Here is a 22,358-nt window from a genome sequence, read left to right on the forward strand (position 1 = left end):
GCTGGATTTTTTTCTTAACTTCAATTTTATAAAAACTCAATCACCTACATGTTCAACCTCAATCATTCAAATTATGGGAAGAAAAAGAGTTTCTCTTAAGGATATTGCGAATGAGTTGGGGGTTTCTATTTCCACGGTTTCTAGAGGACTCAAGGATCACTATGATATAAGCCCTGAGCTCAAGAAGAAAATCAAAGACCTGGCTGAGAAATGGAATTATACTCCAAACCCATTGGCAATGGGCTTATTAAAGCAGAAAACCAACACCATTGGCGTCATTGTTCCGGATATTGTAACTTACTTTTATGCCTCTATTATTAGTGGCATTGAAAGTTTGGCTACTGAGCATGGGTATTATATTGTGATTGCATCTTCTCAGGAATCATTCAAAAAAGAAAAGGAAAACCTGAGGAATCTGCTCGACCTAAGGGTGGATGGGCTTATTGTTTGTCTGTCGCAGGATACAGATACATTTGAGCATTTTGACGAAATAATTGAAGAAGAAATTCCATTGGTTTTTTTTGACAGGATCTGTAGGCAGCAGGAGGTTTCATCAGTGATCATTGACAATGTTTCGGCGGCAAAAGAATTGACCATACATCTTATCCAAAACGGCTGTAAAAATATTGCCCATATTGCAGGACCCGAACATTTGAATATTTCCAAAGAAAGGATTGAAGGCTATAAAATGGGCCTTGATGAATGTAGCCTACCATATAGACCTGAATTGATGGTGCATTGCAACCTGAGTATAGCCGATGCTGCAAAAGTGACCAATGAACTTTTGGACAGGAATCCTGTACCCGACGCTATATTTGGTGTAAATGATACGGTTATTTTTTCCGCGATGAAAGAAATCAAAAAAAGAAAGCTAAGGGTGCCTGAGGATGTAGCCTTAGTGGGTTTTACGGATGAATTTCATGCTACCGTTGTAGAGCCGAACCTTACAGCTGTGACTCACCCTACCTTCGAAATGGGGAGAGAGGCTTTTTCTCTGTTATTGGAAGATATGGATGAGAAAAAGGAAAATTCAGTCCGTCAGACAGTTTTGCAGGCTAAATTGATACCCAGAGAATCTTCGGTCAAAAAAATCTTTGGCTAAATAGCAAAGTTTATTCAGATAGCCTGTATCCAAAGCAGAAAGTTGAAAATCAAGCCTATGATAATCAGAAATCTGTATCTGTATTTTTGATTTTTCATATTATTCCCTGCTGCTTAGGACAAGAATAGGGGTGACTTAATCCTCTCGCAAAAAAATGTGTCCAAACCCGTAGATTTTGGGACGAAACCAGTTTTTGTGTGGGTATCAAAGATAAAAAGACAAAAATACAGGACCTGAGCCCCAATTTTTCAATTGATATTTTTAATCCGCTTTGATGGCTTTGATAGGATTGGAGACCGCTGCTTTGAAAGATTGAAAACTGATGGTAAACCAGGCAATCAACATGACCAATATTCCTGCCCAAAGAAAGCTGAAAATCTTTACTCCTACCCTGAATGCAAAGTTTAGCAACCACCACTTTTCCACTAAAACAAACTGTTTGGTAAATTCCGTTTGCCCACCCACTTATCTTTTAAATTCAACTATCTTCGTAGCATGGAAAAGGGTACAAAAGATTTAGAAAAACAGTTTTTGAGCAATTTGGAAATTGAGGGATTCAATGAGATGCAGCTGGCATTTATTGAAGCAGTGGAAAAGCATCCCAATGTCATGCTCCTTGCTCCTACGGGTTCCGGTAAAACATTGGCTTTTTTGTTTCCCCTATTCAAATTGCTTGATCCTACTTCCAGAAGTACTCAGGCACTTGTCATAGTTCCTTCCAGAGAATTGGCAATTCAGATCGAGCAGGTTTTTAAATCTCTGAAAACCGGATTCAGGGTAAGTACTTGTTATGGAGGGCATTCCATGAAGCTGGAGAAAAACAGTTTGGGAGAGTTTCCTGATGTGGTCATAGGGACTCCGGGCCGCCTTTCAGACCATGTCAATCAAGGTTCATTGGAAACTGCGACTATCCAATTGGTAGTTTTGGATGAGTTTGACAAGTCATTGCAACTGGGCTTTCATGATCAGCTCAGGGATATTTTCAGAAAATTGACAGGAGGGCAAAAGCATTTTCTGACTTCTGCCACCCAAATGGGGAGATTACCTGAATTTATTCCTTTTGACAATCCACCTGTTGTAGACTTTCTTTTTCAGAACAATGAGTCCAGACTGGAACTCAAGTTAGTTTCTACATCAAGTAAAGAAAAGGTACAGGGATTGATGAGATTGATTTCACAATTTCAGGGTGAAGCAGGCATTGTATTTTGTAACCACCGGGAAGCCGTGGAAAGAATCAGCTTGCTTTTGAATGATCATGGATACAATCATGCCGTCTTACATGGAGGGATGGAGCAATTGGATAGAGAGAAGAATCTGATCAAATTCAGAAGCGGAGTGGTACACTTGTTGATCGCAACGGACTTGGCCTCAAGAGGCCTGGATATTCCAGAGATCAAACACATCATACATTACCAGCTCCCACCAAAGCAAGATGCATTTACCCATAGAAATGGGAGAACAGCTAGGATGCATGCTTCCGGGCAGGGTTATTTGGTTTTGGCAAATGATGAGGTTTTTCCGGATTATTTGGATGAGAGGGATTTTGAAGAGGCCGAAGTTGGAAGTATTGTGCCTTCTGAACCTTCAGAATTTGCCTTACTCTACCTGAGTGCCGGAAAGAAAGACAAAATCAGTAAAGGAGATATTGCCGGATTTCTTATCAAAGTAGGGGGACTCCAAGCTGCAGCAATTGGATTGATTACCTTAATGGATTTTGCTAGCTATGTGGCAGTTGAATGCAATGATGTTACGGCATTGATCAAAAGATTGAACGGAGAAAAATTGAAAAAAAACAAAGTAAAAGTAGCTGAAGCTAATTAAACCTGAAAAAGCCATGCGAACAATCACAGGAATGGGCACAGGCTTTTCCTTACTTTTTGAAACTGCAGGTGGAACACAGAAAATGGAAGCCAGAGATAGCTCCAAGCTTGAAGGTGGGCATGAAAGTCAGGGATTGTAACTAATAATCAACTGGGAAGCACAATTGAATTGCCCAGCATCAAATGCTGGGCAATTTCATTACAGTAATATAACTCTTATCCGCAGCCACAATTGAAATAGAAATGCTTTTATTCGATTCATAATTCATTGAGATGTGTTTGTTAATGTCTAGCGTAGCCGGATTCAATGTTTTAAGATGATGAAGAATAGAGGCTTCATAGTTTCTAGGATAAACTTTTGTAATTTTTCCTTCTCTCAAAAAAGTATGTTTCATCGAATAAAATACTTTTACTATATCACCATTAGGGTGTTGAGACTCTATCAAATGGATTTTTTTTCGTGATTCATGATATTTTCCGTGATAGTATTCATTGGTCATTAAAATAACATCAAAAGCATCCTTTCTTAAAAATCCGTCTTCTTCTGTTTCTCGGACTATAAACATGGCAAAGTTATCTGCATTGTAATCGTTTAAAGCTTCAATTGCTTTTTGCTCCTCATTTATAATCAAAGTGATGTTTGCAGTATTTTTCCATTCCTCATAAATTTCGGGCTTGATAACTTTTTTCTCAGCGGGGTTTTCGTAAGATATCTTTGTTTTAATCTCTGGATGGGCTTTTTGCAGTTCTACCAATTTTTCAAAAGTCTTCTCATCAAAGAACGGAAACTCAGTGACCTTGTATTTTTCCTTTTCATCCAAGGCCATATAGGCTTTTCTGAGTGATGGCAGGTCCAATTTTTCCAGTTCCAAATGATAAGGATTATCCTCTCGGAAGCCTTGGGAAAGCAAGTCTTCGTAATCCTTTATTGAACTAATTTTCATTACACCTAAGGGCTTGCTTGAGGATAAAGAAATCATCAAAAATCCCACGAGTACAATACTGAAAGATTGAAGTGCTTTAATCTTCAATGCTGAACTCGATTTCCCCATCATCACTAATCTACTTTTTGTAGATGAGAAGTTAAATGGACTGCTTATGGAGAGAGGAGATTCTTGTCCGGCCACTTTGTGGAATAGTAGCCACTGATAGGCAGTCTTGTTTTGGAACTTGGAATTTACAGCTTGATCAGCGAGGAATTCATGGTTGAGCTGTATGGCATTTTTGTAAATGAAAAACAATGGGTTAAACCAAAAGACTATTTTCATCAACTCGACCAACAATATATCCCATGTGTGTTTTTGCCTGATGTGAACCAACTCATGATAGATGATTTCATCCTCAATCATTTTGTTTTGATAGGCCTCTTTATTGAGAAAAAGAAAGTTCAAAAAGGTAAAGGGTAGGGTTTTTTGCTCCAGCAAAACATAGATGCATTCTGTTTTCTTGATATTTGGATTTTTTCCAACCAAACTGATCAGCTGTTTTAATTGAAATATAAACCTGAGCAAAAAGCAGGAAAAACCAAATAGGTAAATGCCTACGAAAAAATTGGTCCAGTTAAATTGTTTTTCAGTCTGCAAGTTAGCTTGTTCAGCTATATCTTGGGCTTTTACCAATAAAGTCTGGGATGGAACTGGCTCAGCGTTGTTTTCCAAATATTGTTCAGAGGCCAACAGGGGTTTTTCAGGGAAGAAATTATCCTTGATGGAGATATCAAATGGTGTTGGAAGAAATGGGACAATCAGGGAAAAGCAGATGGCAAAAATCAGGTAAAACCTGTTGAAGGTATACATGCTTTCTTTGACCAGCAGAAGGCGGTAAAAAGCATAGCAAATGGCCAATGAAATCGTGGCCTTTAAGATAAATATGATCATGGCTTTTGTGATTTGAGTTGTTCTTCTATGATGTTTTTTAAGGCTTCCAGTTCATGAGTGTTCAATGCAGTTTCTTTTGCAAAAAAGGAGGCAAACTGAGCCGGTGAATCATTGAAAAAATCCTTGATCATGACATTCACTTTTTTGGAGAAGTAGTCACTCTTTTCCACCAAAGGGAAGTACTCCCTGGAGTTTCCATAGAGTTCAAAACCAATTGCCCCTTTTTCCTGCAGCCTTTTGAGTAGGGTAGCCACTGTTGTATTTGCAGGCTTAGGTTCTGGATAGGATTCCAAAATATCCTTCATAAAGGCTTTTCCTTTTTCCCAAATCAGATTCATAAGTTGCTCTTCAGCATTTGAAAGATTCATATTCTAGAATTATAGACACTGTTCTACAAACATAGAATAAAAATTAAATTTAAAAAATAGTTTTGATGAAAAAGTCAGTTTTTTACTCAGGTTTCATAAATTAATTGGATAATCATTTTTATATAGATTGACCGTGAATTCCAGTATTATTAAAAATAAAAAGACAGAAGGAAGTTCCCTCTGTCTTTTTTTATCAACTAAACTAAATACCTCTTGAAAAGAACTTTTCGGAAAAGAGAGGCTTGACTTTTCCTATTGCTAATGTAGGCTTCACTTGCTGCCCATAAATCCCCTATATCGCGTTAAATATTCTGGTTTCTCCTCACCAGTTTTTCAAATGTTTGTGGGTTGGTAATTACATCATATTTTAAGCCTTTTTCAGGGTTTTTAAATATTCCTTTGATAACCACATAATGACTGTTTTCAAGTAAGAGGATTTTGTTAAATGGGTCTTCATTGCCAAATAAAGATTCAGAAAACTCTTTTGATATCAGGATATTGAATTCACCTTGAAAGCTTTCCTGATAAAACCCTTGAACTAGTTTTAAATTAGACCCCTTAAACTTTTCCTTATCCATCGCCAAGATGTTTCCCGAAAGTTGTCTTGCTGAGGGGTCTGATTCCTTGGCAGAGGTGAAAACCAGAATATCGAATTTCAAGCTTTCAGTTTCATGTATTGCCGATGTTGAAGTACTCTCATTCAATCGTTCTGCAGGCTTGAATTCCCTTTGAATATGGCTTTTTTTCCGATCAATAAACATATCGAATCCGGGATCAAATTCTTCATACTCGATTAAAAAAGCCATATTTTGAGAATTCACGGCTTTCAAACTGAGCATTGTCACCATGAGCGTAATGATGTAGAAAAAAGACTTCTTCATAATTGGGTATATAATAGTTGGTGGTATTCATTAACCACCAACTATGCCAATTAAAAGAGGGGTTGTCAACAGCCTTATGGGGGTATTCTTCATTTTGTTTGTCCGATATTGTACAAAAGAAATCCGATTCTGAACAATATTCTAGATGGATGCATTTGTATTTATCGTTCAATCAAGATTTTTCAGGTTCGCTACCACCTCTGACTTTAATTTTGATTTTTTAACCTTACCCGAAAATTGAGGTTGGACTTCATTGTACAGCTCATTGGTAAGCACATAGCCGGGCCTTCCTGCGAGATTGACGATAGACCAATGTCCACCATTGGCAATAGACTTTCTGTGGAAATCTACCGGTTCATCTTTTTCTAAACTCATGATTAAAGGACTTGAAGTACTTGGCTGAGCATATACTTTTACATCAGAAAACTTTGATTTGGTGATGCTCAGTGGCTTTTCCTTCTGTGCATGACTGCTAAATACAATTGTCAGTAAAAGCAGGAAGTTTAACATTGTGGTTTTCATGGCTTTTTAGATTTTGGTTTTGGTTTATGTTTTCAATATTAAAATTAGAACCTTTCAACCTGCTTTAAAAAACCTCTATTAAGGTAAAAAACAATGGCTTTTATGACCCAATTTAGGTGAGTGAATGTGTTGAATCAGACGCTGTAAGAAGCAGGAGGTTATTTTTGAAAATGGCTTGGGCATAGGACGTCAACAAAAGGGTGCAGGTAATGGCATAGTTTTTTGAAACAAATCTGATATTAAGTCCAAATCCCCCATTATGGGTGAATTGTCCACCAATTGATTTGATTTAATTTGTCTATGTTGCGGATGCTGTCAGAAGGAGTAAAAGGGCTCATTGGCCTCATATGGTTTTGCTTTGAGGTGAATGCCTTTGTATTGGGACAAGAGCAGCAGGGCTCCTATACATTTCCCTTGATCAAAGTCGGAACCGAAGAAGAGCTTTATTCAAAATATATTCATTCAATAGCCGAAGCCAAAAATAATGACATCATTTTGGGAGCCTTTGGGCCTCAGCTAATAGTTTATAATGGTATTGATATTGAAACCATGGACCTGGGCTCTGAGGTGCAACAGTCTTTTAATCTGGGCGCTTGCGGAGAAAGAGTTCTTGTGAGCTCAGCTAATAAGTTGTTTTTGAAGGCTGTTCATTCGGGAAAATCCGAACTTATTTTTGAAGGACAATCAAACATCGAATTGCACGTAACAGACGTCTCTAATCCGCTTTTTAGCGATGCAGATAAGCTTTACAGGGTTGATGAAATTGGGGGGATTGAACTTTTGAAGGCATTTCCAAAGGCCAATATCAGGCAGGTTTTGTACTTGGAGAATAATAAATACCTTGTTGTAACAGATGATGAGAACCTTTATATACTAGATGGGGAATCTGAAGAAGTTTTAAAAATAGGAGCCGGAGTAAGGGCAATTTTAAATTCCAGCCATGAAATATTTTTGGTTTACCGGGACAGGGTTCAGCTTTTCGACAGGGCTTCCGGAGGTATAGGTTTCAAAGTGTCTGAACGAGGATTTTCAGAAATCCAAGCTTGGGCATCTGGCTCAGAAGCTGCTTGGATAATAGCCAATAACAACTTGTATCAACTAAATAAAAACGGTATTGCGAAATTGACTTTAAAGGCTGAAGAACCGATTTTGAATTTAGCGGCAATTTGGGAATCAAGGGACGGAACACTTTGGATTGGTACTTATGGCCAAGGGCTATACAAACTCTATGATCTTCATATCAGGGAACTGTATTTCCAAGGCCAAAGCATGGGTAACGTCAATTCCCTATTTCAGCTTCCGGAGTCCACTTCTTTTGTATTTGCCTCAGCCAAAGGACTATTTATCAATGATTCAGGAAGGATTAAAAAAATCAAAATACCGGAAATGCAATATTTCAGTGTTGCACCATTTTCATCCCATGAGCTCATTTTGGCAGGTCAGGAATACCTGGTATTGAAAAATTTAAAAACTGATGAAATTACACTTTTTACTAATCCATTATTGGAGGAAAGCGAAGTCAATATACTGCAAAAATCGGAGATGGGGCTTTTTGTAGGGACACAAAGAGGACTTTTCCTTTTTGACCTGAATCTGAGAAAGTCAAATGAAATCAGGAGCAGCCAAGGCCATAGGCTTAGTCAAGTCAGTCAGATTGAAATATTGGATTCAGGGGAAATTGTAATTCTGGAATCTGGGGAGCTCTTTGAAATCAGAGGAGAGTCGGCATTTAAAATATCTATTGATACAGAAGATTTAAATTTTTTGGTGTTGAAAAATGCAGGAAATCATCTGCTCTGGGCCGCAGGAAGTCAAGGTAAAGCATTGCTGATTGATGTGAAGGAGCAGAGTGTGAATAGGGTATTGAATTCCAAAAGAGCTAAAAATATCTTTTCTCTAGCCATAAACAGTCAAGATGAATTGATTTTAGGCACAGAGCGAGGGGTTGAATTGCATTCAAACAGTGGGATATTGTATTATGATGATAGGATCAGTTTTCTGGAGTCCAACCTCAATGCAATGTTGATAAATGATGATGGGAACTTGCTCTTCGGCACTGTAAACGGGTTGATGGAATTGGGAAAGGATTATCAATTAAAAAAAAGAGCGGGGCCAAGGCTTAGCAATCTTCAGATTAACGGAGAGGAAGTGTATCCTAGTCTCCAATTTCTCAACCTGGCCTATGGTCAGCAGTCCCTTTATTTCAAAGCCATTATGAATGACTATATCAGAGGAAGGGATTGTCTGATGGAATACCGTCTGGATTATTTTGATCAGGAGTGGGTAAAAGCAGAAAGGGGAACCGGAGTTCAGTTTACCAACCTTCCATCAGGTAAGTATCAAATTGAAGTCAAGGCCAGCCATTTTCAGGGAGATGTTTCCTATTATAAATTCCCGCTTGTCATAGTTGTTGCCAAGCCTTTTTGGAAAGAGTGGTGGTTTTTGATCATGGTCGTGTTGGCAGGGGGTCTTCTGATTATTTTGGGTTATTTTTGGTTTCAGCGTAAAACCATTCGCAAAAACCTTAAACTTAGCAGGCTAGTTGCTGAACGTACAAGGGAAATAGAGGAAATCAATAAGGGGCTTGAAAATACCATCAAAGCCAGAACATCCGAATTGAATCATAAAAACAGAGCTCTTGAAACAGCGATAGGAAAACAAGAAAGGATAATGGCATTTGTTGGTTTAATTTCAAGCAACAGCCAGGACATTGTATGTCTATTGGATAGAAGTAGGAAAATAGTTTTGATCTCTGAAAGTGTGAAAACCATACTTGGGCATGCATCAAGAGACCTTCGCGGCATGGATATTAATGAGGTATTTCCCGGGTTGCTTCAAGTTGAGGAATGGAATTCTGAGCTGTTTTCTCAGCAGGTTCCAATGACATTCCGGACATTCTCCCCAAAGGGGGAGTTGCTTGTCTTGGAGACTATTGGCAAAAAAATCCTGAACCATGAAGCAGGCTTTGATCAAGGCTATGTCCTAAATGTTAGAAATGTGACTGAACGAGAGGTCTTAAAATCCGAAATTCAGAGTATATATCGAAATATCCATAGAGATTTCCATGACGAGGTAGGCAATAAGCTGGCAAGAATTATAGCCTTGGTCAGTGTACTGAAGCTCCAGGTCCAGGCAGGGGAATGCCCAGGTATCACTATGGATAGAATAGAGAGTGCTGCCAAAAGTCTTTATGGAGACACCAAGGATTTCATTTGGTCTTTGGATACAAGTAACAACACTTTAGAATCCCTGGGACTACAACTCAGAGACTTCGGGGTACACCTTTTTGAGGGATCAGGTATAGATTTTCACTTCAAAATAAATCTGGAAAAAGACATGCCTTTGGCACCTAACTTGGTAAGAGATCTGATGTTGTTGGTCAAAGAACTACTGACCAATGTTCTCAAGCATTCCCATGGAAGGTTCTGCCAGCTGATGGTTCTTCAAAAAGAGAAGCACTTGCTTTTCTTGGTCAAGGATGACGGAATTGGACTGAGTCCTGCTGACAGGAAAGGTAATGGATTGAAAAACCTGCATTTCAGATCAGGACGGTGTAAAGGTGAGCTTCTCATCAAATCCCGAAATGGAACTTTGATGGGCATCAGAGTGAAAGCCTCATCGCATTAAATATACTTTTTAGATTTGGCCATTTCAATTGCTTCAGACTTGGAGTTGACCTCTAATTTGGAATAAATGTTTTTGATATGTGTTTTGGAGGTTTCCTTAGAAATAAAAAGCTGGTCCGCAATTTGGGTGTATGATTTCCCTTCAGAAATCAATTTCAGTACATCTTTTTCCCTTTCTGACAAAGGCGAGTTGGGGTTGCTGTGAAAATTGCTGATCACTAACCTGGCAATTTTTGAACTCATGGGTGCACCTCCTTTTACCAATTCATCCAAAGATTGGATAAGTTCAAGGTAGTTTGAGCTTTTTGTAATATAACCTGAGGCTCCGGCTCTCAAAGCTTCAAATACCATTTCAGCATCGTCATGAACTGAGATCATGACCACCTCAATATGAGGGTACTTTGATTTGATATATTTGACACCTTCAATTCCTGAAATGCCGCTAAAAAGATTGATGTCCATCAGTATGATATCCGGTTTGTCTTTGTGAAGATGAGGAAAGGCCTCCTCACAGTTTTCATAAGCATTTACAAAATGATACCTATCTACAGAACCGATGATAAGCCTGTAACAGCCTCTTAACTCCGCATCATCTTCTATGATGACAATTCTTTTATGAAAATTCATAGATCTGGGCTTTGGTGATTATAGCATACCCTTTATACCCCTACAAGTTACTAAAAGTTATCCCCCATATTGGGGGAAATTTTGATAAAAATAAAAGAGGCCGCCAATGGCGACCCCCTTTTATCTTCTTTAAATCAAATAATATCAATTGTTTGGAGTCATCAAGCTATTGGTCAAAAGCTCCACACCGGAAATAGGCCAAATGTAATTCGGAGAACTTGGGGGAATCGCCTGTACATTTTCTTTACCAGGGATTGTACTTAAAGTTCTCATCAAATCAAAAGACCGAAGCCCTTCCCCAATAAACTCCAGCCTTCTTTCCAGTAAAAGGGCTTCCATAAATGCCTCTGTTGATGCAAAACCTGAATAGGCTCCCTCGGGGTTGGATCTTGTTCTGACTGCATTTAACAATTCAAGTGCTCTGGATTGGTCTCCTCCAGATTGTACCAAAGCTTCAGAAAGGTTTAGCAATACTTCAGCATAGCGGATAATCGGTGCATAATCCAAGTGCTGGGGGCCTCTCGGAAATTTATTGAGATAGCTAAGACCATTGCTCTGATTTTCAAACATCCATTCAGAGCGGGCATCATTTTCTTTTTCAAATACCTCCAGCGTGAAAATGCCATTGTCCATATTCAGTGAATAATCTCCATTTCCTCTAGGTCCCGGGTTGTAGTAACTTCCCAAGCCATTCTGGGTACCTGGAAGGGCCATTTCAGTAAAAGGTGCTGAGAATATACTTTCGGGACCTGTGTATGGAGGGGCAAACACATCTGCTATATCTTCCTGAAGGGAATGATTGACCCCTGAATCAGCAATGAATGGAGCTGTTTGGCTTACAATTTTATTGGCTTCCGAAATCACATTTCCATATTGCCTCATGGCCAAATAAACCCTGGTCTTTAATGCAATTGCAGTGTTTCTATGCGCCATGGTGGTGTTTTTTAAAGCTGATCCATTTTCTGCGTTCAGGTTTTGTTCAGCAAAATTCAAATCCTCAAGGATTTGTGCATAGACTTCAGCGACCGTACTCCTTGCTAAGGCATTGTTGGCATTATCCAATTCGGGTTGTACCCGTAATGGAAGGCCAGGATGGCTACCATTGTTGTCCGCGTATGGCCTCGCATAGAGTTGGAGAAGGGAGAAATAAGCCAGTCCCCTTAGGAACCTGGCCTGCGCCTGATATTGGATTACTTTTTCCTGACCACCGACCTTATCAGCATTTTCAGCTACTCCCTGCATAAATATATTGGCCCTGTTGATGAGCAGGTAGGCTACAGACCAAAGATTCTGTACCTCATTGGTGGTGGAAACAAGGGTGTGCTGCCATGTAGCCAGGCCTGTAACACCATTTGTGGTGCGGTTAATGAAATCCTCAGCCCTGATGTCATTGTAAATGATGTACCGGCTTCCGTAAAACTGTCCTGCTATTAAAGTAGCATAAAGTCCGTTGAGTAATTGATCAGCTTTTTCGGGACTGTCAAATACCACTGCTTCTGAGAATGTAGTTCTTGGAATCGGGTTTAAGAGATCTTCATTGCAGGCTGAGAACAAAAGAATTATTGCTATCAAACTGCTGCTTATTGATTTTTTCATAATGCTTTTCAATTAAATACCTATGTTGATGCCTAAAGTGAAGGTTCTTGCCTGACCTATGGAGTTTCGGTCTACTCCTGCAGCGGTGGGGTTATTCCCGTTTGTGGAGATTTCAGGATCTGAGCCTGAGTATCGGGTAAAGAGGAATGAGTTCTGGACCTGTCCGTAAAGTCGGGCATTGGAGATCTTTAGTCTTTGGGTAAGGTTTGATGGAAGCGTATAGCCCAACATCAGGTTTCTTACCCGGATAAAATCTCCCTTTTCCACATTTTCAGAAATAGGGAAGGCGCTTCCGTTGGAAATATTATCTGTGTAGACTACTCTTGGAATGCTTCCATTAGGGTTTTCAGGAGTCCATCTGTCCAATACATCTTTGTGATTGTTCCAGAATCTCATGTCTCTAAGGCCAGCCTTTGTACCGTTATAGATATAATTACCCCCTGAAAACTGAACAAAAACCCCTAAATCGAAATTACCATATCTAAATGTATTGTCTATTCCCCCAAACCAGGTAGGAAGTACTGGCCCCATGATTATTCCATCTGCATTTTGGGTAGGTTGGCTGGTAGGCTGACCATCTAAAGTGGTCCAACCCGTTCCCAGGTGATCATATTGTACAAGAGTCTCTTCTCCGTTTGCTCCTCTCTTGACAAAAATCCTTCTTCCATTTTCAGGGTTTACCCCTCTGGTTTCTACTACATACAAACTGCCTACAGAGTGTCCTACTTTGGTGATATTCACTGTCTCCAGTGATGTTGCAGTCAAAATCTGAGAATCTTCAGTAGCCAGAGCAGTTACTTCGTTTTTCAGCGTTGAAAAGTTCAAATTGATGTCCCATGAAAAGTTTCTGGATTGAATGGCTTTGTATGTCACTGCCATTTCTATACCTCTGTTCATCATGGAACCTATATTCGTGTCAATGGAACCACTTCCGGTCATGTTTCCGGGAGAGCCCGGGACCCCTTTAGAAGGTGCTTGGGGTACAGGAAGAATGAGGCCGTCCACCAGGTTATTGTACCAGGTGACTTCACCTTCTATCCTGTTGTCCAACATGGAAAAATTGATCCCGAAATCTGTTTTTTTGCTTGTTTCCCAAGTAAGGTTTGGGTTACTTGGCTGGGTGTAAATGATGGTTGGATCAGGACCATAAAGTCCGGTTCCGTATAAGCCTAATGAAGCAAAGTTGTTTACCCCATTATTGCCAACAAGGCCATAACTGGCTCTGAGTCTGAAATAATCCAAGGTAGAGGAGAGGGCTGAGTTTTTCCAAAATGACTCTTCAGAAAGAATGTATCCTGCAGATGCGCCCCAGAAATTACCGAATTTATTTCCTGCTGCAAAAGCAGAAAAACCATCTCTTCTGGCATTCATACTTAAAAGGTATTTACCTGCCATGTTGAAATTGGCACGGGCAAAGAATGAGGCTAGGTAATTTTCAGTCTGTATATTTCCCAAAGGAATGATAGTTGTGAAATTGCCCTGGTAGGAATCGAAAAAATCATCTGCAATTACGGTTCTTCTGGCACCCCACCTCTCATCTTGGGTGTATTGTTGCTCATTACCTACTAAGAAATTAATGTCCAGGAGTTCACCCAAGCCTGTATTGTAATTAAGTGTGTTTTGCAGGTTCCATCTGTTTAGGGATCTGAACAGATTGTCAGCCTGGCCACCGTTGCTGAATCCATCACCATGTATCTTGGAGTAAAAAGTCTGGTCCTCAATGCTCAGCCTGTCAATTCCGTAAGTGGTTCTGAAATTGAGCCCTTCGATAAGTTTGACATCACCATATACAGAACCCATCAGGTGGTTGTTGACAGAACTCATCCTATTCAGGTCCAAGATTGGAGCAGCATTGGTGAAACCTGATTGAACGGTATTGTTTGCAGGGCCAAGCTGGTTGTTTGGTGTGATGTTGTAGCTTCCATCATTCAGGAATACCGGTACATTGGGTGCGCTGACCAAAGGCAATCTTCCCAACCCTGAGGTGTTGAAGGTTTGCCCAGGAAGAGAACCGGTGTTGGGAGCCCTGTTGATAGCGTTTGTATAGTTCATCGTAGCCCCTACAGTGAACCTTTCGAAGACCTTATGGTCAATATTGAGTCTTCCGTTTATACGCTCAAAATCATTTCTTTGGATAATTCCCTCCTGTCTGGTGTAGCCTGTTGAGAAGTAGTAATTGGTTTTGGTGTTTCCACCCGAAATTCCGAGGTTTTGGTTATGGGCAATCCCGTTTCTCAGGACTACGTCATACCAATTGGTGTCAACAGGTCTGTTGTTATTGTCCAAATATGGGAAAAAGGCCTTTTCCTGTCCGGCATTTTCACGGGCCTCGTTTTTGATCATCATGTATTCTTCCGCATTGAGCAAATCGAATAACCTGACTGGTTCAGTTCTTCCTACCCACGAATCAAAGGTCACTTTGGAGCTTCCCTGCTCTCCTCTTTTGGTAGTAATCAAAATCACCCCGTTTGAAGCTCTGGATCCGTAAATTGCAGCAGCAGCAGCGTCTTTTAGCACTTCCACAGAAAGGATGTCGGCTGGATTGATATTTCCCAGAGGATTGTTGGCAGCAGAGTTAAAAGAGAGCCCTCCTCCTGTGCCATCACTGTCGGAAAAAGTAGGAACTCCATCTATCACGATCAATGGGTAAGAACTAAGGCTAAGTGAGTTTACACCCCTTACACGGATCACGGGTGGGTTGTTCAAGACGCCGTTTGGTGTAAGGATATTGACGCCGGCTACTCTACCTTGTAATGCCTGGTCAAAGCTTTGTACTGGGGCATTAACGATCTTTTCGCCGGAAACTGAGCTGATAGCTCCGGTCACAGACCTTTTGGACTGAGCCCCGTACCCGACCACAATGACTTCTCCGAGAGTTTCAGTATCCGGATCCATGGTTAATTCCACAAAATCACTTGCAGTCAATTTTACCGTTTTGGTAACAAACCCAATAAAACTAAAGCTTAGCTCATTTTGCCCTGAGGGCACACTGATACCAAACTTTCCATCAATATCCGTCACAGTACCTATAGTGGTGCCTTTGACGAATACGTTTACTCCGGGTAGGCCTTCTCCATCTTCGGATGAAAAGACCTGCCCTTGTACAGATCTGTTTTGGGCATGCAGTCCTACTTGGACTGAAAGAGCCATCAAAAACAGCAGTAAAGTTTTCTTCATAATCTCTAATTTATTTTTAATTGCCAATGACCTTCATTGGCAGGGCTAAAAGTAGTCTGAGCACCAGACCTGAAAAACCCCCGGATTGGGGGATAAAACATATTTTAAATGTCACCAAAAAGGGGTTTAAACAGACAGGATTCCTTGTTTTCAGATGTCTTGCAGAAGTTGTAAAATCAGGAGATCAAGAATTTGGCTTAGGTTATGCTGCTTTGGTAACTTCCAAGAGCCTAAAAAAACAATCCGGAAAGGCTACCCCTTGGGAAAGATTTTGAAGTTTCCGGTCTGGAACTTGGCCTTTTGTTATTTTTCTCAATCTTGCCCGTATGCGAACAAAAATGTTCGGATTTATGGCCGCTCAATATGAATAAAGGCAATATTCAATGGTACAGACAATTTAAAAATGGCATAATGATGGAAATAGGCATTCAACTCACCTAAGCAATTTCAACTATGCTCAAGAGCACGCTCAAATCAACAATCAGGAGCTTTGTCAAAAACAAAACAGTATCTTTGATCAACATCCTTGGTCTGGGTGTAGGACTCGCTACCTGTATTTTCCTGTTACTTTTCATTTGGGATGAAAGTAGTTATGACAAACATCACGAGCATTTAGGCCAGATTTATAGGGTAGGGGTTGACTTTGGAGAAGGAAGATCAGCATCTTCCCCAGCTCCTATGGCGGAAGGATTCAAATCCAATTTTCCAGATGTTGTACAGTCCACACGGTTATTCAAATATCCCATGTTGGAATCTATGCTGCTTACCAGTGAAAAGGGAGAGGAGACAAAAATTTTTGAGGAGCAAAATGGCTATTATGTAGATTCAACATTTTTTGATGTGTTCACATACAACTTGGTAGCTGGAAACCCCAGTTCGCTGTTGGAAAGTCCCAACACTATGGTGCTTTCCAAAACGCTTTCAGAAAAAATTTATGGAATGGAAGATCCCATTGGGGAGGTTTTGAAAATAGGTTTACCTGAAGGTGATTTTGAGTATAGGGTTGCAGGCGTGTTTGAGGACAAGTTCCTGAAGTCCCATATCAATGCCAATTTCTTTTTGTCCATAATGAATTCGGATATTGGTACCTATGTAGCTCAAGAAAATTCCTGGAAGAACAACAATATGTTTCATACCTATATCAGGGTTCAGTCCGGTACAGAATCACAGGGACTTGAGGCAAAATTGAATGAATTTTATCAACAAAAACAGGGAGATGATATCCATGCGGTTGGAATTTCAAGTAGTTTGTTTCTTCAGGACTTAAAAAATATTTACCTCAACTCCAATCTTAATTATGAAGTTGGTGCCACCGGAAATATGACTATTCTTTATATTTTCGGATCAATAGGAGTCCTCATACTTTTAATTGCCTGTATCAACTTTATGAACCTTTCTACAGCCAAGTCAGAAAAAAGAGCCAAAGAAGTTGGGGTAAGAAAGGTTATTGGAGCAGATAAGCAACAACTGGTGTATCAATTTCTTGGGGAGTCATTGATAATGAGTTTTATCTCATTGACCCTTGCGGTTTTATTGATCATATTGTTATTACCGATTTTTAATAATATCACGGACAAGTCACTTTCCATCTTCGAATATCAAGAGGTACTTTTAATAATTTTGGGCTTGACGGTTTTCACGGGATTGATATCAGGTCTTTACCCCGCATTTTACCTTTCGGGTTTCAAGCCTATATCAATTTTGAAAGGAACAAAAACAAAAGGGTATTCAGCAATCGCTATCCGAAAGGGGCTGGTTGTTTTTCAATTTGTGGTTTCAGTAGCTTTGATTGCGATGGTTTTGGTTGTTCAAAAACAGATGTGGTTCATGCAGGATACCTCACTTGGTTTTGATAAAGAACAACAGCTGGTCCTTTCTCTCCAAAGTCAGGAAGCAAGAGGTAACTATGAAGCATTAAAAAACAGCTTAGTCAGTCATCAGGGGATAATCGCAGTCAGTGGAGGCTCAACTTATCCTGGAATAGAGGTGATCCAAGATTGGCTTTTGTATGAAGAGGGGAAGACTGTGGATGATGTAGTGGATGTGATTATTGGCCGTGCAGCAGATGATTATATAGAAACCCTTGGTATGGAGCTAATCTATGGAAGGTCTTTTAATGCAGATTTTCCCGAATCCAACAGACATTTGATCGTGAATCAAGCAACCTTAAAAGCCTACGGAATAGCTGAAGAGGAGGCCGTAGGGAAAAAACTGGTTATGGAATGGCAGGGTGAAAAATTTGAGTACGAGGTTGTAGGCGTTATCAGGGATTTTCATTTTGAAAGCCTTCACAAAGTCATTAAGCCCTTTGCATTCGTACCTACTCAAAATCCTCCCTATCTGGTCGCCAAGATACAAGGCGGACAAATGACTGAGGTATTGTCATTTATTGAGAATGCCTGGAAGTCTACCAATCCTTCGACCCCATTTTCATATAGTTTCCTGGATCAGGATTTTCAGCGAAATTATGAAAAGGAAAAAAGGACCTCTACAATTATCCTTTATTTTACTATAGTCGCCATTTTGATTTCATGCATTGGACTATTTGGATTGGCTGCTTTTACAGCTGAGCAAAAAACCAAAGAAATAGGCATCAGGAAGGTTTTGGGTGCCAGTACTTTTGATATTACCACTTTGGTGTCCAGGGAATTTTTGTTCTTGGTGGGCATTGCTATTTTCATTGCCGCTCCAATGGGATATTATGCAGCAGCGGAATGGCTGGAAGGTTTTGCTTACAGGATAGAACTTTCTTGGAGTACATTTATCTTCTCGGGCTTTATCGCTATTTTGATTGCCTATGGGACAATCAGTTATCAGGCCATCAGAGCTGCTTTGATGAATCCGGTGAATTCCTTAAGGTCGCAGTAAACCATAAACTTTGATCTTGGGATTAGCCCTTTGCCATTTTTTCGGGCACTTAAAGTATTCATTAAAATAATTCCATCATGGAAAAGTAAAATTGTTCTTTTGTTCATTTCTTCAACTAGTGTTTTATCCCTCGAGGAAAACTATAAGGAGAATAAGGATTTCAGCCATTTATAAAGTAATAGGTGTTTAAAATAATTTTCTTCTGGCTAGAAAATTAATCAGTTTTTCTTGATACATTTTCGCTGTTTTTTAAGACATCTATGAAGAAAAGTTTATTGGCAATAATCGCAGGCTTTTTGCTTGTGTTTTGCACTGCTCCAGAGGAGCCGGCTTTACAGCCTCCTGTAAATGATCTGGACCCGCCTATAAATGAGAACCCTCCAAATCCCCCAACCATTACCAATTTTGTATTTACCAAAGCAAATGAATTTCCGGCTTCAGGAAGGAAAAATGCTTTTTCATTTGCCATAGGTGACAAGTTTTATGTTGGAACGGGAGAAGGTACTGATGAATCAGGATATACTCTTCTGGATGATTTTTGGGAATATGACACCAAATCCGACATTTGGACTGAAAAGGCAAAATTCCCTTTGGGAAAGTTCAGAAAGGGTGCAGCAATTGCATATAATGGAAAAGGATATGTGCTTTTTGGTGAAACTTTGAATTGTATCATGGACCAACCCTGTGATTTCATTTTTTATAGGAAAATACATGCATATGATCCCGAAAATGATTCTTGGGAAGAAGTTGCCGAATTGGAAGCAATACCAAGTACTTATGGGGGACACATTACTTTGGTAAACAATAAGGCCATGTTTGTAGACACTTTTCATGCCTATGAAATTTCCCTTGATAATTTTCTATATGAAAAGAAACCTGTTTCACCGATACCCATTGACCTAGCAGCTGCTTTTAAAATTGGAAACAGAATTTATTACTTTGGGGGCTTAGAGGGAGGAGTAGGTTCTGTAAAAACCATGAGTTATGACACCCAAAGCGGAGAATGGGCCCAACTCTCAGATTTCCCGGGAGTGAAAAGATATGGGGCTGTCTCATTTGCTAAGGATGGCTTTGGTTATGTTCTCGGAGGAAAAGAAAGTGATATTTGGGGGCAAAATCAGCAGTTCAAAGAAATTTGGCAATTTGACCCAAAAGACAGCAATTGGAAGAAGGTTTCAGACTATCCTGGTGAAGGTATTTCAGAAAAGATACTTCAAATGGTCAATGGACAAGTTTTTATAGGTTTTGGATCAAAAAGCAATGCCATCAGGTTTGAAAAGGATTTTTGGAAATTAGAGTTGAAATAGAATTTGCGGGTACTGTTTTAGAATGATTAAAAATTATTTTGAATCTCCTAAAACAGTTCCTCAAACTGGTTTCCAAAAATAACTTCCCAACCTCCCTTTTGAAAGGCAAGCTAATTCCTGATGGGATGGAATTCCAAATTATCGTTAAAATTTTCAGATTAATTTTATTGCTAAATTTTTTTTAGTTAAAATTGTAAAATATTCTTATTTCTGCTTTTTATTTTATTATATGAAGAAATTTTACTGTTTGTTGGGCTTTGTGTTTTTTACCATTACCCTTGCCAATGCTCAGAAAATCACCATCAGTGGAAACGTAAAGGATGCTGCTTCGGGAGAGGTTTTAATAGGCGCCAATATCTACGACAAGGTTTCCAAAAAAGGAGCGGTGGCCAACCAGTTTGGTTTTTATTCTTATACGACTACGGCTGACAGCGTAGACCTGTTCTTCAGTTTTGTAGGTTTTCAAACACAGAGAATTTACATGTCCGCCACCAAAGATACTGTCATCAATGTACAGTTGGGAGCAGATGGAGTTTTGGATGAATTTGTGGTCACCTCGGAAGCTGTGGAGCCCATTCAGGAAATCACCAGAATGGGAACGATCAATGTTCCCATCAAACAGATCAAAGAACTGCCCGCGCTCTTGGGAGAGGTGGATGTTTTTAAGGTGTTGCAATTGCTTCCCGGAGTGCAGTCAGGTACTGAGGGAGCGAGTGGGCTTTACGTGAGGGGAGGTGGGCCGGATCAGAACCTTATCCTTTTGGACGGAGTACCTGTGTACAATGCCTCGCATTTATTTGGTTTCTTTTCTGTCTTCAATGCGGATGCCATCAACAATGTGGAATTGATCAAAGGAGGCTTCCCTTCCAGGTATGGAGGCAGGCTTTCCTCAGTGATTGATGTGACCATGAAGGAAGGCAATATGCAGGAGTTCAAAGGAGAAGGCTCTATTGGGATTATAGCTTCTAAATTGACTCTGGAAGGTCCTATCAAAAAAGATAAAACCTCATTTATACTTTCAGCAAGAAGGACCTATTTGGATATTCTTGCAAGACCGATCATTCAGGCAGCTACCTCAGGAAATGAATCTGTGGGATATTATTTTTATGATCTCAATGGCAAGGTCAACCATATTGTCAATGATAAGAACAGACTTTATTTGAGCGTTTATTCAGGAGATGATAAAGCATACGCCCGAAGTAGAAACTTTTATGTGGACAATAATCAAAGGACAGATTACAGTGATGAGTTTGGTCTAAAATGGGGAAATTTCATTTCGGCTTTGCGTTGGAACAATATTATCAATAACAGGCTTTTTGCCAACTATACATTCACCTATAGTCGCTATAATTTTGATCTTTTTAGTGAATACGAACAAGAGATTTCCGGTGCAGGAACTTCAGAAAAGAGATTTTATGCGGAGAGGTATTTTTCCGGGATCCGCGATTTGGCAGCAAAAGCAGATTTTGAATATGTTCCAAACCCTGACCACTACATCAGATTCGGTGGGAATGCCATTTTGCATCGCTTTTCGCCTGGAGTCTATGCCAGCGAAAGCACGCAGAGAGATGAGGACATGGTCTTGGGGTCCGAAGAACTGAATTCAACAGAGTATGCCTTTTATGTAGAAGACGATATCAATATCACAAGCAGACTTAAGGCCAATGTAGGACTCCATTATTCAGGATTTTTGACCGATGGGGAGCATTACAGGTCTTTACAACCACGGTTGGCTGCCAGATACTTGCTTGATGAAAGTACCTCAATCAAAGCTTCTTTTGTGACCATGGCACAATTTATACACCTGCTGACCAATGCAGGTTTGGGCCTGCCAACAGATCTTTGGGTACCGGCTACTCCGCAGATAGGGCCTCAGCAGTCCATGCAGGTTGCTTTGGGGGCATTCAAGACCTTTAAAGGATTTGAGTTGAGTGCCGAAGCCTATTACAAGACCATGGATGGATTGATTGAATATAGAGATGGGGCGACCTACCTCAATATTGACCAGGATTGGCAGGAAAAAGTAGCTGTAGGCGAGGGGAGGAGTTATGGTATAGAATTGTTGGCCCAAAAGAAAGTGGGTAGGGTTTCAGGATGGGTAGGCTATACCTGGTCCAATACCGAAAGAAGGTTTGATGAGATAAATTTTGGAGAATGGTTCCCATTCAAATATGACAGGAGGCATGACATCAGCATAGCCCTTACCCATGATTGGAAGAAAAACAGAGATTTTTCTTTGGTATGGGTTTACGGAACCGGAAATGCTGTTTCTCTTCCAACACAGCGGTATGAGGGAGCAATTTCAAATCGCTGGGGTGATCCCATGAGAACCCAAATTCAGTATTATGAAAGCCGAAATAATTTTCGTTACAGGGCTTATCATAGACTTGATCTAAGTTTTAGCTGGTGGAAAGATACCAGTTGGGGGCAGAGAAAATGGACTTTGGGTATATACAATGCCTACAATAGGTTGAATCCTTTTTTTATGGATATTGGATTTGATAGGTCTGGCAACAGGAAAATTGTCCAATACAGTCTGTTTCCGATGATTCCTTCTTTTTCTTATTCATTTAAATTCTAAGCTGAA

General features: G+C 40.0%; 16 protein-coding genes. 8 read left to right on the forward strand and 8 right to left on the reverse strand.

Features of this window, described 5'->3' with window-relative positions; translation table 11 throughout:
* The first annotated feature begins 73 nt into the window (after window positions 1-73).
* Window positions 74-1,102: a LacI family DNA-binding transcriptional regulator gene (locus A33Q_RS17875; RefSeq protein WP_009035064.1), complete on the forward strand. Its 1,029-nt coding sequence runs from the start codon at window positions 74-76 to the stop codon at window positions 1,100-1,102.
* 261 nt (window positions 1,103-1,363) lie between these two features.
* Here the strand turns inward: A33Q_RS17875 and A33Q_RS22235 are convergent, their stop codons facing one another.
* Window positions 1,364-1,567: a hypothetical protein gene (locus tag A33Q_RS22235; protein WP_009035065.1), complete on the reverse strand. Its 204-nt coding sequence runs from the start codon at window positions 1,565-1,567 to the stop codon at window positions 1,364-1,366.
* A 30-nt stretch (window positions 1,568-1,597) separates the two neighbouring features.
* Between A33Q_RS22235 and A33Q_RS17885 the strand changes: the two genes are divergently transcribed.
* The gene (locus tag A33Q_RS17885; protein ID WP_016255514.1) at window positions 1,598-2,923 is read left to right on the forward strand and encodes a DEAD/DEAH box helicase; all 1,326 of its coding nucleotides are present in this window, start codon (window positions 1,598-1,600) and stop codon (window positions 2,921-2,923) included.
* Window positions 2,924-2,936: 13 nt separating this feature from the next.
* Entirely contained in the window at window positions 2,937-3,062 is a 126-nt protein-coding gene (locus tag A33Q_RS22500; RefSeq protein WP_016255515.1) for a hypothetical protein, read from the forward strand.
* Window positions 3,063-3,101: 39 nt separating this feature from the next.
* Here the strand turns inward: A33Q_RS22500 and A33Q_RS17890 are convergent, their stop codons facing one another.
* The 4 genes from A33Q_RS17890 to A33Q_RS17905 all read right to left on the reverse strand — a co-directional run bounded on the left by A33Q_RS17890 (window position 3,102) and on the right by A33Q_RS17905 (window position 6,570).
* Window positions 3,102-4,799 carry a M56 family metallopeptidase gene (locus A33Q_RS17890; protein WP_009035067.1) on the reverse strand — a complete coding sequence of 566 codons (1,698 nt, stop codon included), beginning with the start codon at window positions 4,797-4,799 and terminating at the stop codon, window positions 3,102-3,104.
* Window positions 4,796-5,167 (reverse strand): BlaI/MecI/CopY family transcriptional regulator, encoded by a 372-nt coding sequence (locus tag A33Q_RS17895; RefSeq protein ID WP_009035068.1) that lies wholly within the window; start codon window positions 5,165-5,167, stop codon window positions 4,796-4,798. The genes A33Q_RS17890 and A33Q_RS17895 overlap by 4 nt, the downstream gene beginning before the upstream one ends.
* A 302-nt stretch (window positions 5,168-5,469) precedes the next feature.
* Window positions 5,470-6,048, reverse strand: a complete 579-nt coding sequence (locus tag A33Q_RS17900; RefSeq protein ID WP_009035069.1) for an ABC transporter permease — start codon at window positions 6,046-6,048, stop codon at window positions 5,470-5,472.
* Window positions 6,049-6,216: 168 nt separating this feature from the next.
* Window positions 6,217-6,570, reverse strand: coding sequence for an SH3 domain-containing protein (locus tag A33Q_RS17905; protein ID WP_040490660.1), 354 nt, complete (start codon window positions 6,568-6,570; stop codon window positions 6,217-6,219).
* Window positions 6,571-6,870: 300 nt separating this feature from the next.
* Here A33Q_RS17905 and A33Q_RS17910 point away from each other — a divergent pair, with 300 nt between their 5' ends.
* On the forward strand, window positions 6,871-10,197 hold the full coding sequence (locus A33Q_RS17910) for a sensor histidine kinase (RefSeq protein ID WP_009035071.1): 3,327 nt from the start codon (window positions 6,871-6,873) through the stop codon (window positions 10,195-10,197).
* Here the strand turns inward: A33Q_RS17910 and A33Q_RS17915 are convergent.
* The 3 genes from A33Q_RS17915 to A33Q_RS17925 form a co-directional block, all read right to left on the reverse strand.
* On the reverse strand, window positions 10,194-10,823 hold the full coding sequence (locus A33Q_RS17915; protein WP_009035072.1) for a response regulator: 630 nt from the start codon (window positions 10,821-10,823) through the stop codon (window positions 10,194-10,196). The two genes, A33Q_RS17910 and A33Q_RS17915, sit on opposite strands and share 4 nt — an antisense overlap.
* Before the next feature lie 144 nt (window positions 10,824-10,967).
* Window positions 10,968-12,419, reverse strand: coding sequence for a RagB/SusD family nutrient uptake outer membrane protein (locus A33Q_RS17920; protein WP_009035073.1), 1,452 nt, complete (start codon window positions 12,417-12,419; stop codon window positions 10,968-10,970).
* A 12-nt stretch (window positions 12,420-12,431) separates the two neighbouring features.
* Window positions 12,432-15,596, reverse strand: coding sequence for a SusC/RagA family TonB-linked outer membrane protein (locus A33Q_RS17925; protein ID WP_009035074.1), 3,165 nt, complete (start codon window positions 15,594-15,596; stop codon window positions 12,432-12,434).
* 26 nt (window positions 15,597-15,622) lie between these two features.
* Between A33Q_RS17925 and A33Q_RS17930 the strand changes: the two genes are divergently transcribed.
* From A33Q_RS17930 to A33Q_RS17945, 4 genes are all read left to right on the forward strand, one after another.
* On the forward strand, window positions 15,623-15,871 hold the full coding sequence (locus A33Q_RS17930) for a hypothetical protein (protein WP_009035075.1): 249 nt from the start codon (window positions 15,623-15,625) through the stop codon (window positions 15,869-15,871).
* 178 nt (window positions 15,872-16,049) lie between these two features.
* A complete protein-coding gene (locus tag A33Q_RS17935) occupies window positions 16,050-18,464 on the forward strand; it encodes an ABC transporter permease (RefSeq protein ID WP_009035076.1) in 2,415 nt (804 codons plus the stop codon).
* Between the two features lie 260 nt (window positions 18,465-18,724).
* Window positions 18,725-19,771, forward strand: coding sequence for a Kelch repeat-containing protein (locus A33Q_RS17940; RefSeq protein WP_009035077.1), 1,047 nt, complete (start codon window positions 18,725-18,727; stop codon window positions 19,769-19,771).
* 229 nt (window positions 19,772-20,000) lie between these two features.
* The gene (locus A33Q_RS17945) at window positions 20,001-22,352 is read left to right on the forward strand and encodes a TonB-dependent receptor (protein WP_040490663.1); all 2,352 of its coding nucleotides are present in this window, start codon (window positions 20,001-20,003) and stop codon (window positions 22,350-22,352) included.
* Window positions 22,353-22,358 lie beyond the last annotated feature (6 nt).

The sequence above is a fragment of the Indibacter alkaliphilus LW1 genome, assembly GCF_000295935.2.
Classification (GTDB): domain Bacteria; phylum Bacteroidota; class Bacteroidia; order Cytophagales; family Cyclobacteriaceae; genus Indibacter; species Indibacter alkaliphilus.

Bases quoted from the DNA above. Each gene is read 5' to 3' on its own strand.
- A33Q_RS17945 (WP_040490663.1), top strand. From the start codon at position 20,001: ATGAAGAAATTTTACTGTTTGTTGGGCTTTGTGTTTTTTACCATTACC.
- A33Q_RS17890 (WP_009035067.1), bottom strand. From the start codon at position 4,799: ATGATCATATTTATCTTAAAGGCCACGATTTCATTGGCCATTTGCTAT.
- A33Q_RS17930 (WP_009035075.1), top strand. From the start codon at position 15,623: ATGACCTTCATTGGCAGGGCTAAAAGTAGTCTGAGCACCAGACCTGAA.
- A33Q_RS17920 (WP_009035073.1), bottom strand. From the start codon at position 12,419: ATGAAAAAATCAATAAGCAGCAGTTTGATAGCAATAATTCTTTTGTTC.
- A33Q_RS17940 (WP_009035077.1), top strand. From the start codon at position 18,725: ATGAAGAAAAGTTTATTGGCAATAATCGCAGGCTTTTTGCTTGTGTTT.
- A33Q_RS22500 (WP_016255515.1), top strand. From the start codon at position 2,937: ATGCGAACAATCACAGGAATGGGCACAGGCTTTTCCTTACTTTTTGAA.
- A33Q_RS17875 (WP_009035064.1), top strand. From the start codon at position 74: ATGGGAAGAAAAAGAGTTTCTCTTAAGGATATTGCGAATGAGTTGGGG.
- A33Q_RS17895 (WP_009035068.1), bottom strand. From the start codon at position 5,167: ATGAATCTTTCAAATGCTGAAGAGCAACTTATGAATCTGATTTGGGAA.
- A33Q_RS17905 (WP_040490660.1), bottom strand. From the start codon at position 6,570: ATGAAAACCACAATGTTAAACTTCCTGCTTTTACTGACAATTGTATTT.
- A33Q_RS17915 (WP_009035072.1), bottom strand. From the start codon at position 10,823: ATGAATTTTCATAAAAGAATTGTCATCATAGAAGATGATGCGGAGTTA.
- A33Q_RS17910 (WP_009035071.1), top strand. From the start codon at position 6,871: ATGTTGCGGATGCTGTCAGAAGGAGTAAAAGGGCTCATTGGCCTCATA.
- A33Q_RS17900 (WP_009035069.1), bottom strand. From the start codon at position 6,048: ATGAAGAAGTCTTTTTTCTACATCATTACGCTCATGGTGACAATGCTC.
- A33Q_RS17925 (WP_009035074.1), bottom strand. From the start codon at position 15,596: ATGAAGAAAACTTTACTGCTGTTTTTGATGGCTCTTTCAGTCCAAGTA.
- A33Q_RS17935 (WP_009035076.1), top strand. From the start codon at position 16,050: ATGCTCAAGAGCACGCTCAAATCAACAATCAGGAGCTTTGTCAAAAAC.
- A33Q_RS17885 (WP_016255514.1), top strand. From the start codon at position 1,598: ATGGAAAAGGGTACAAAAGATTTAGAAAAACAGTTTTTGAGCAATTTG.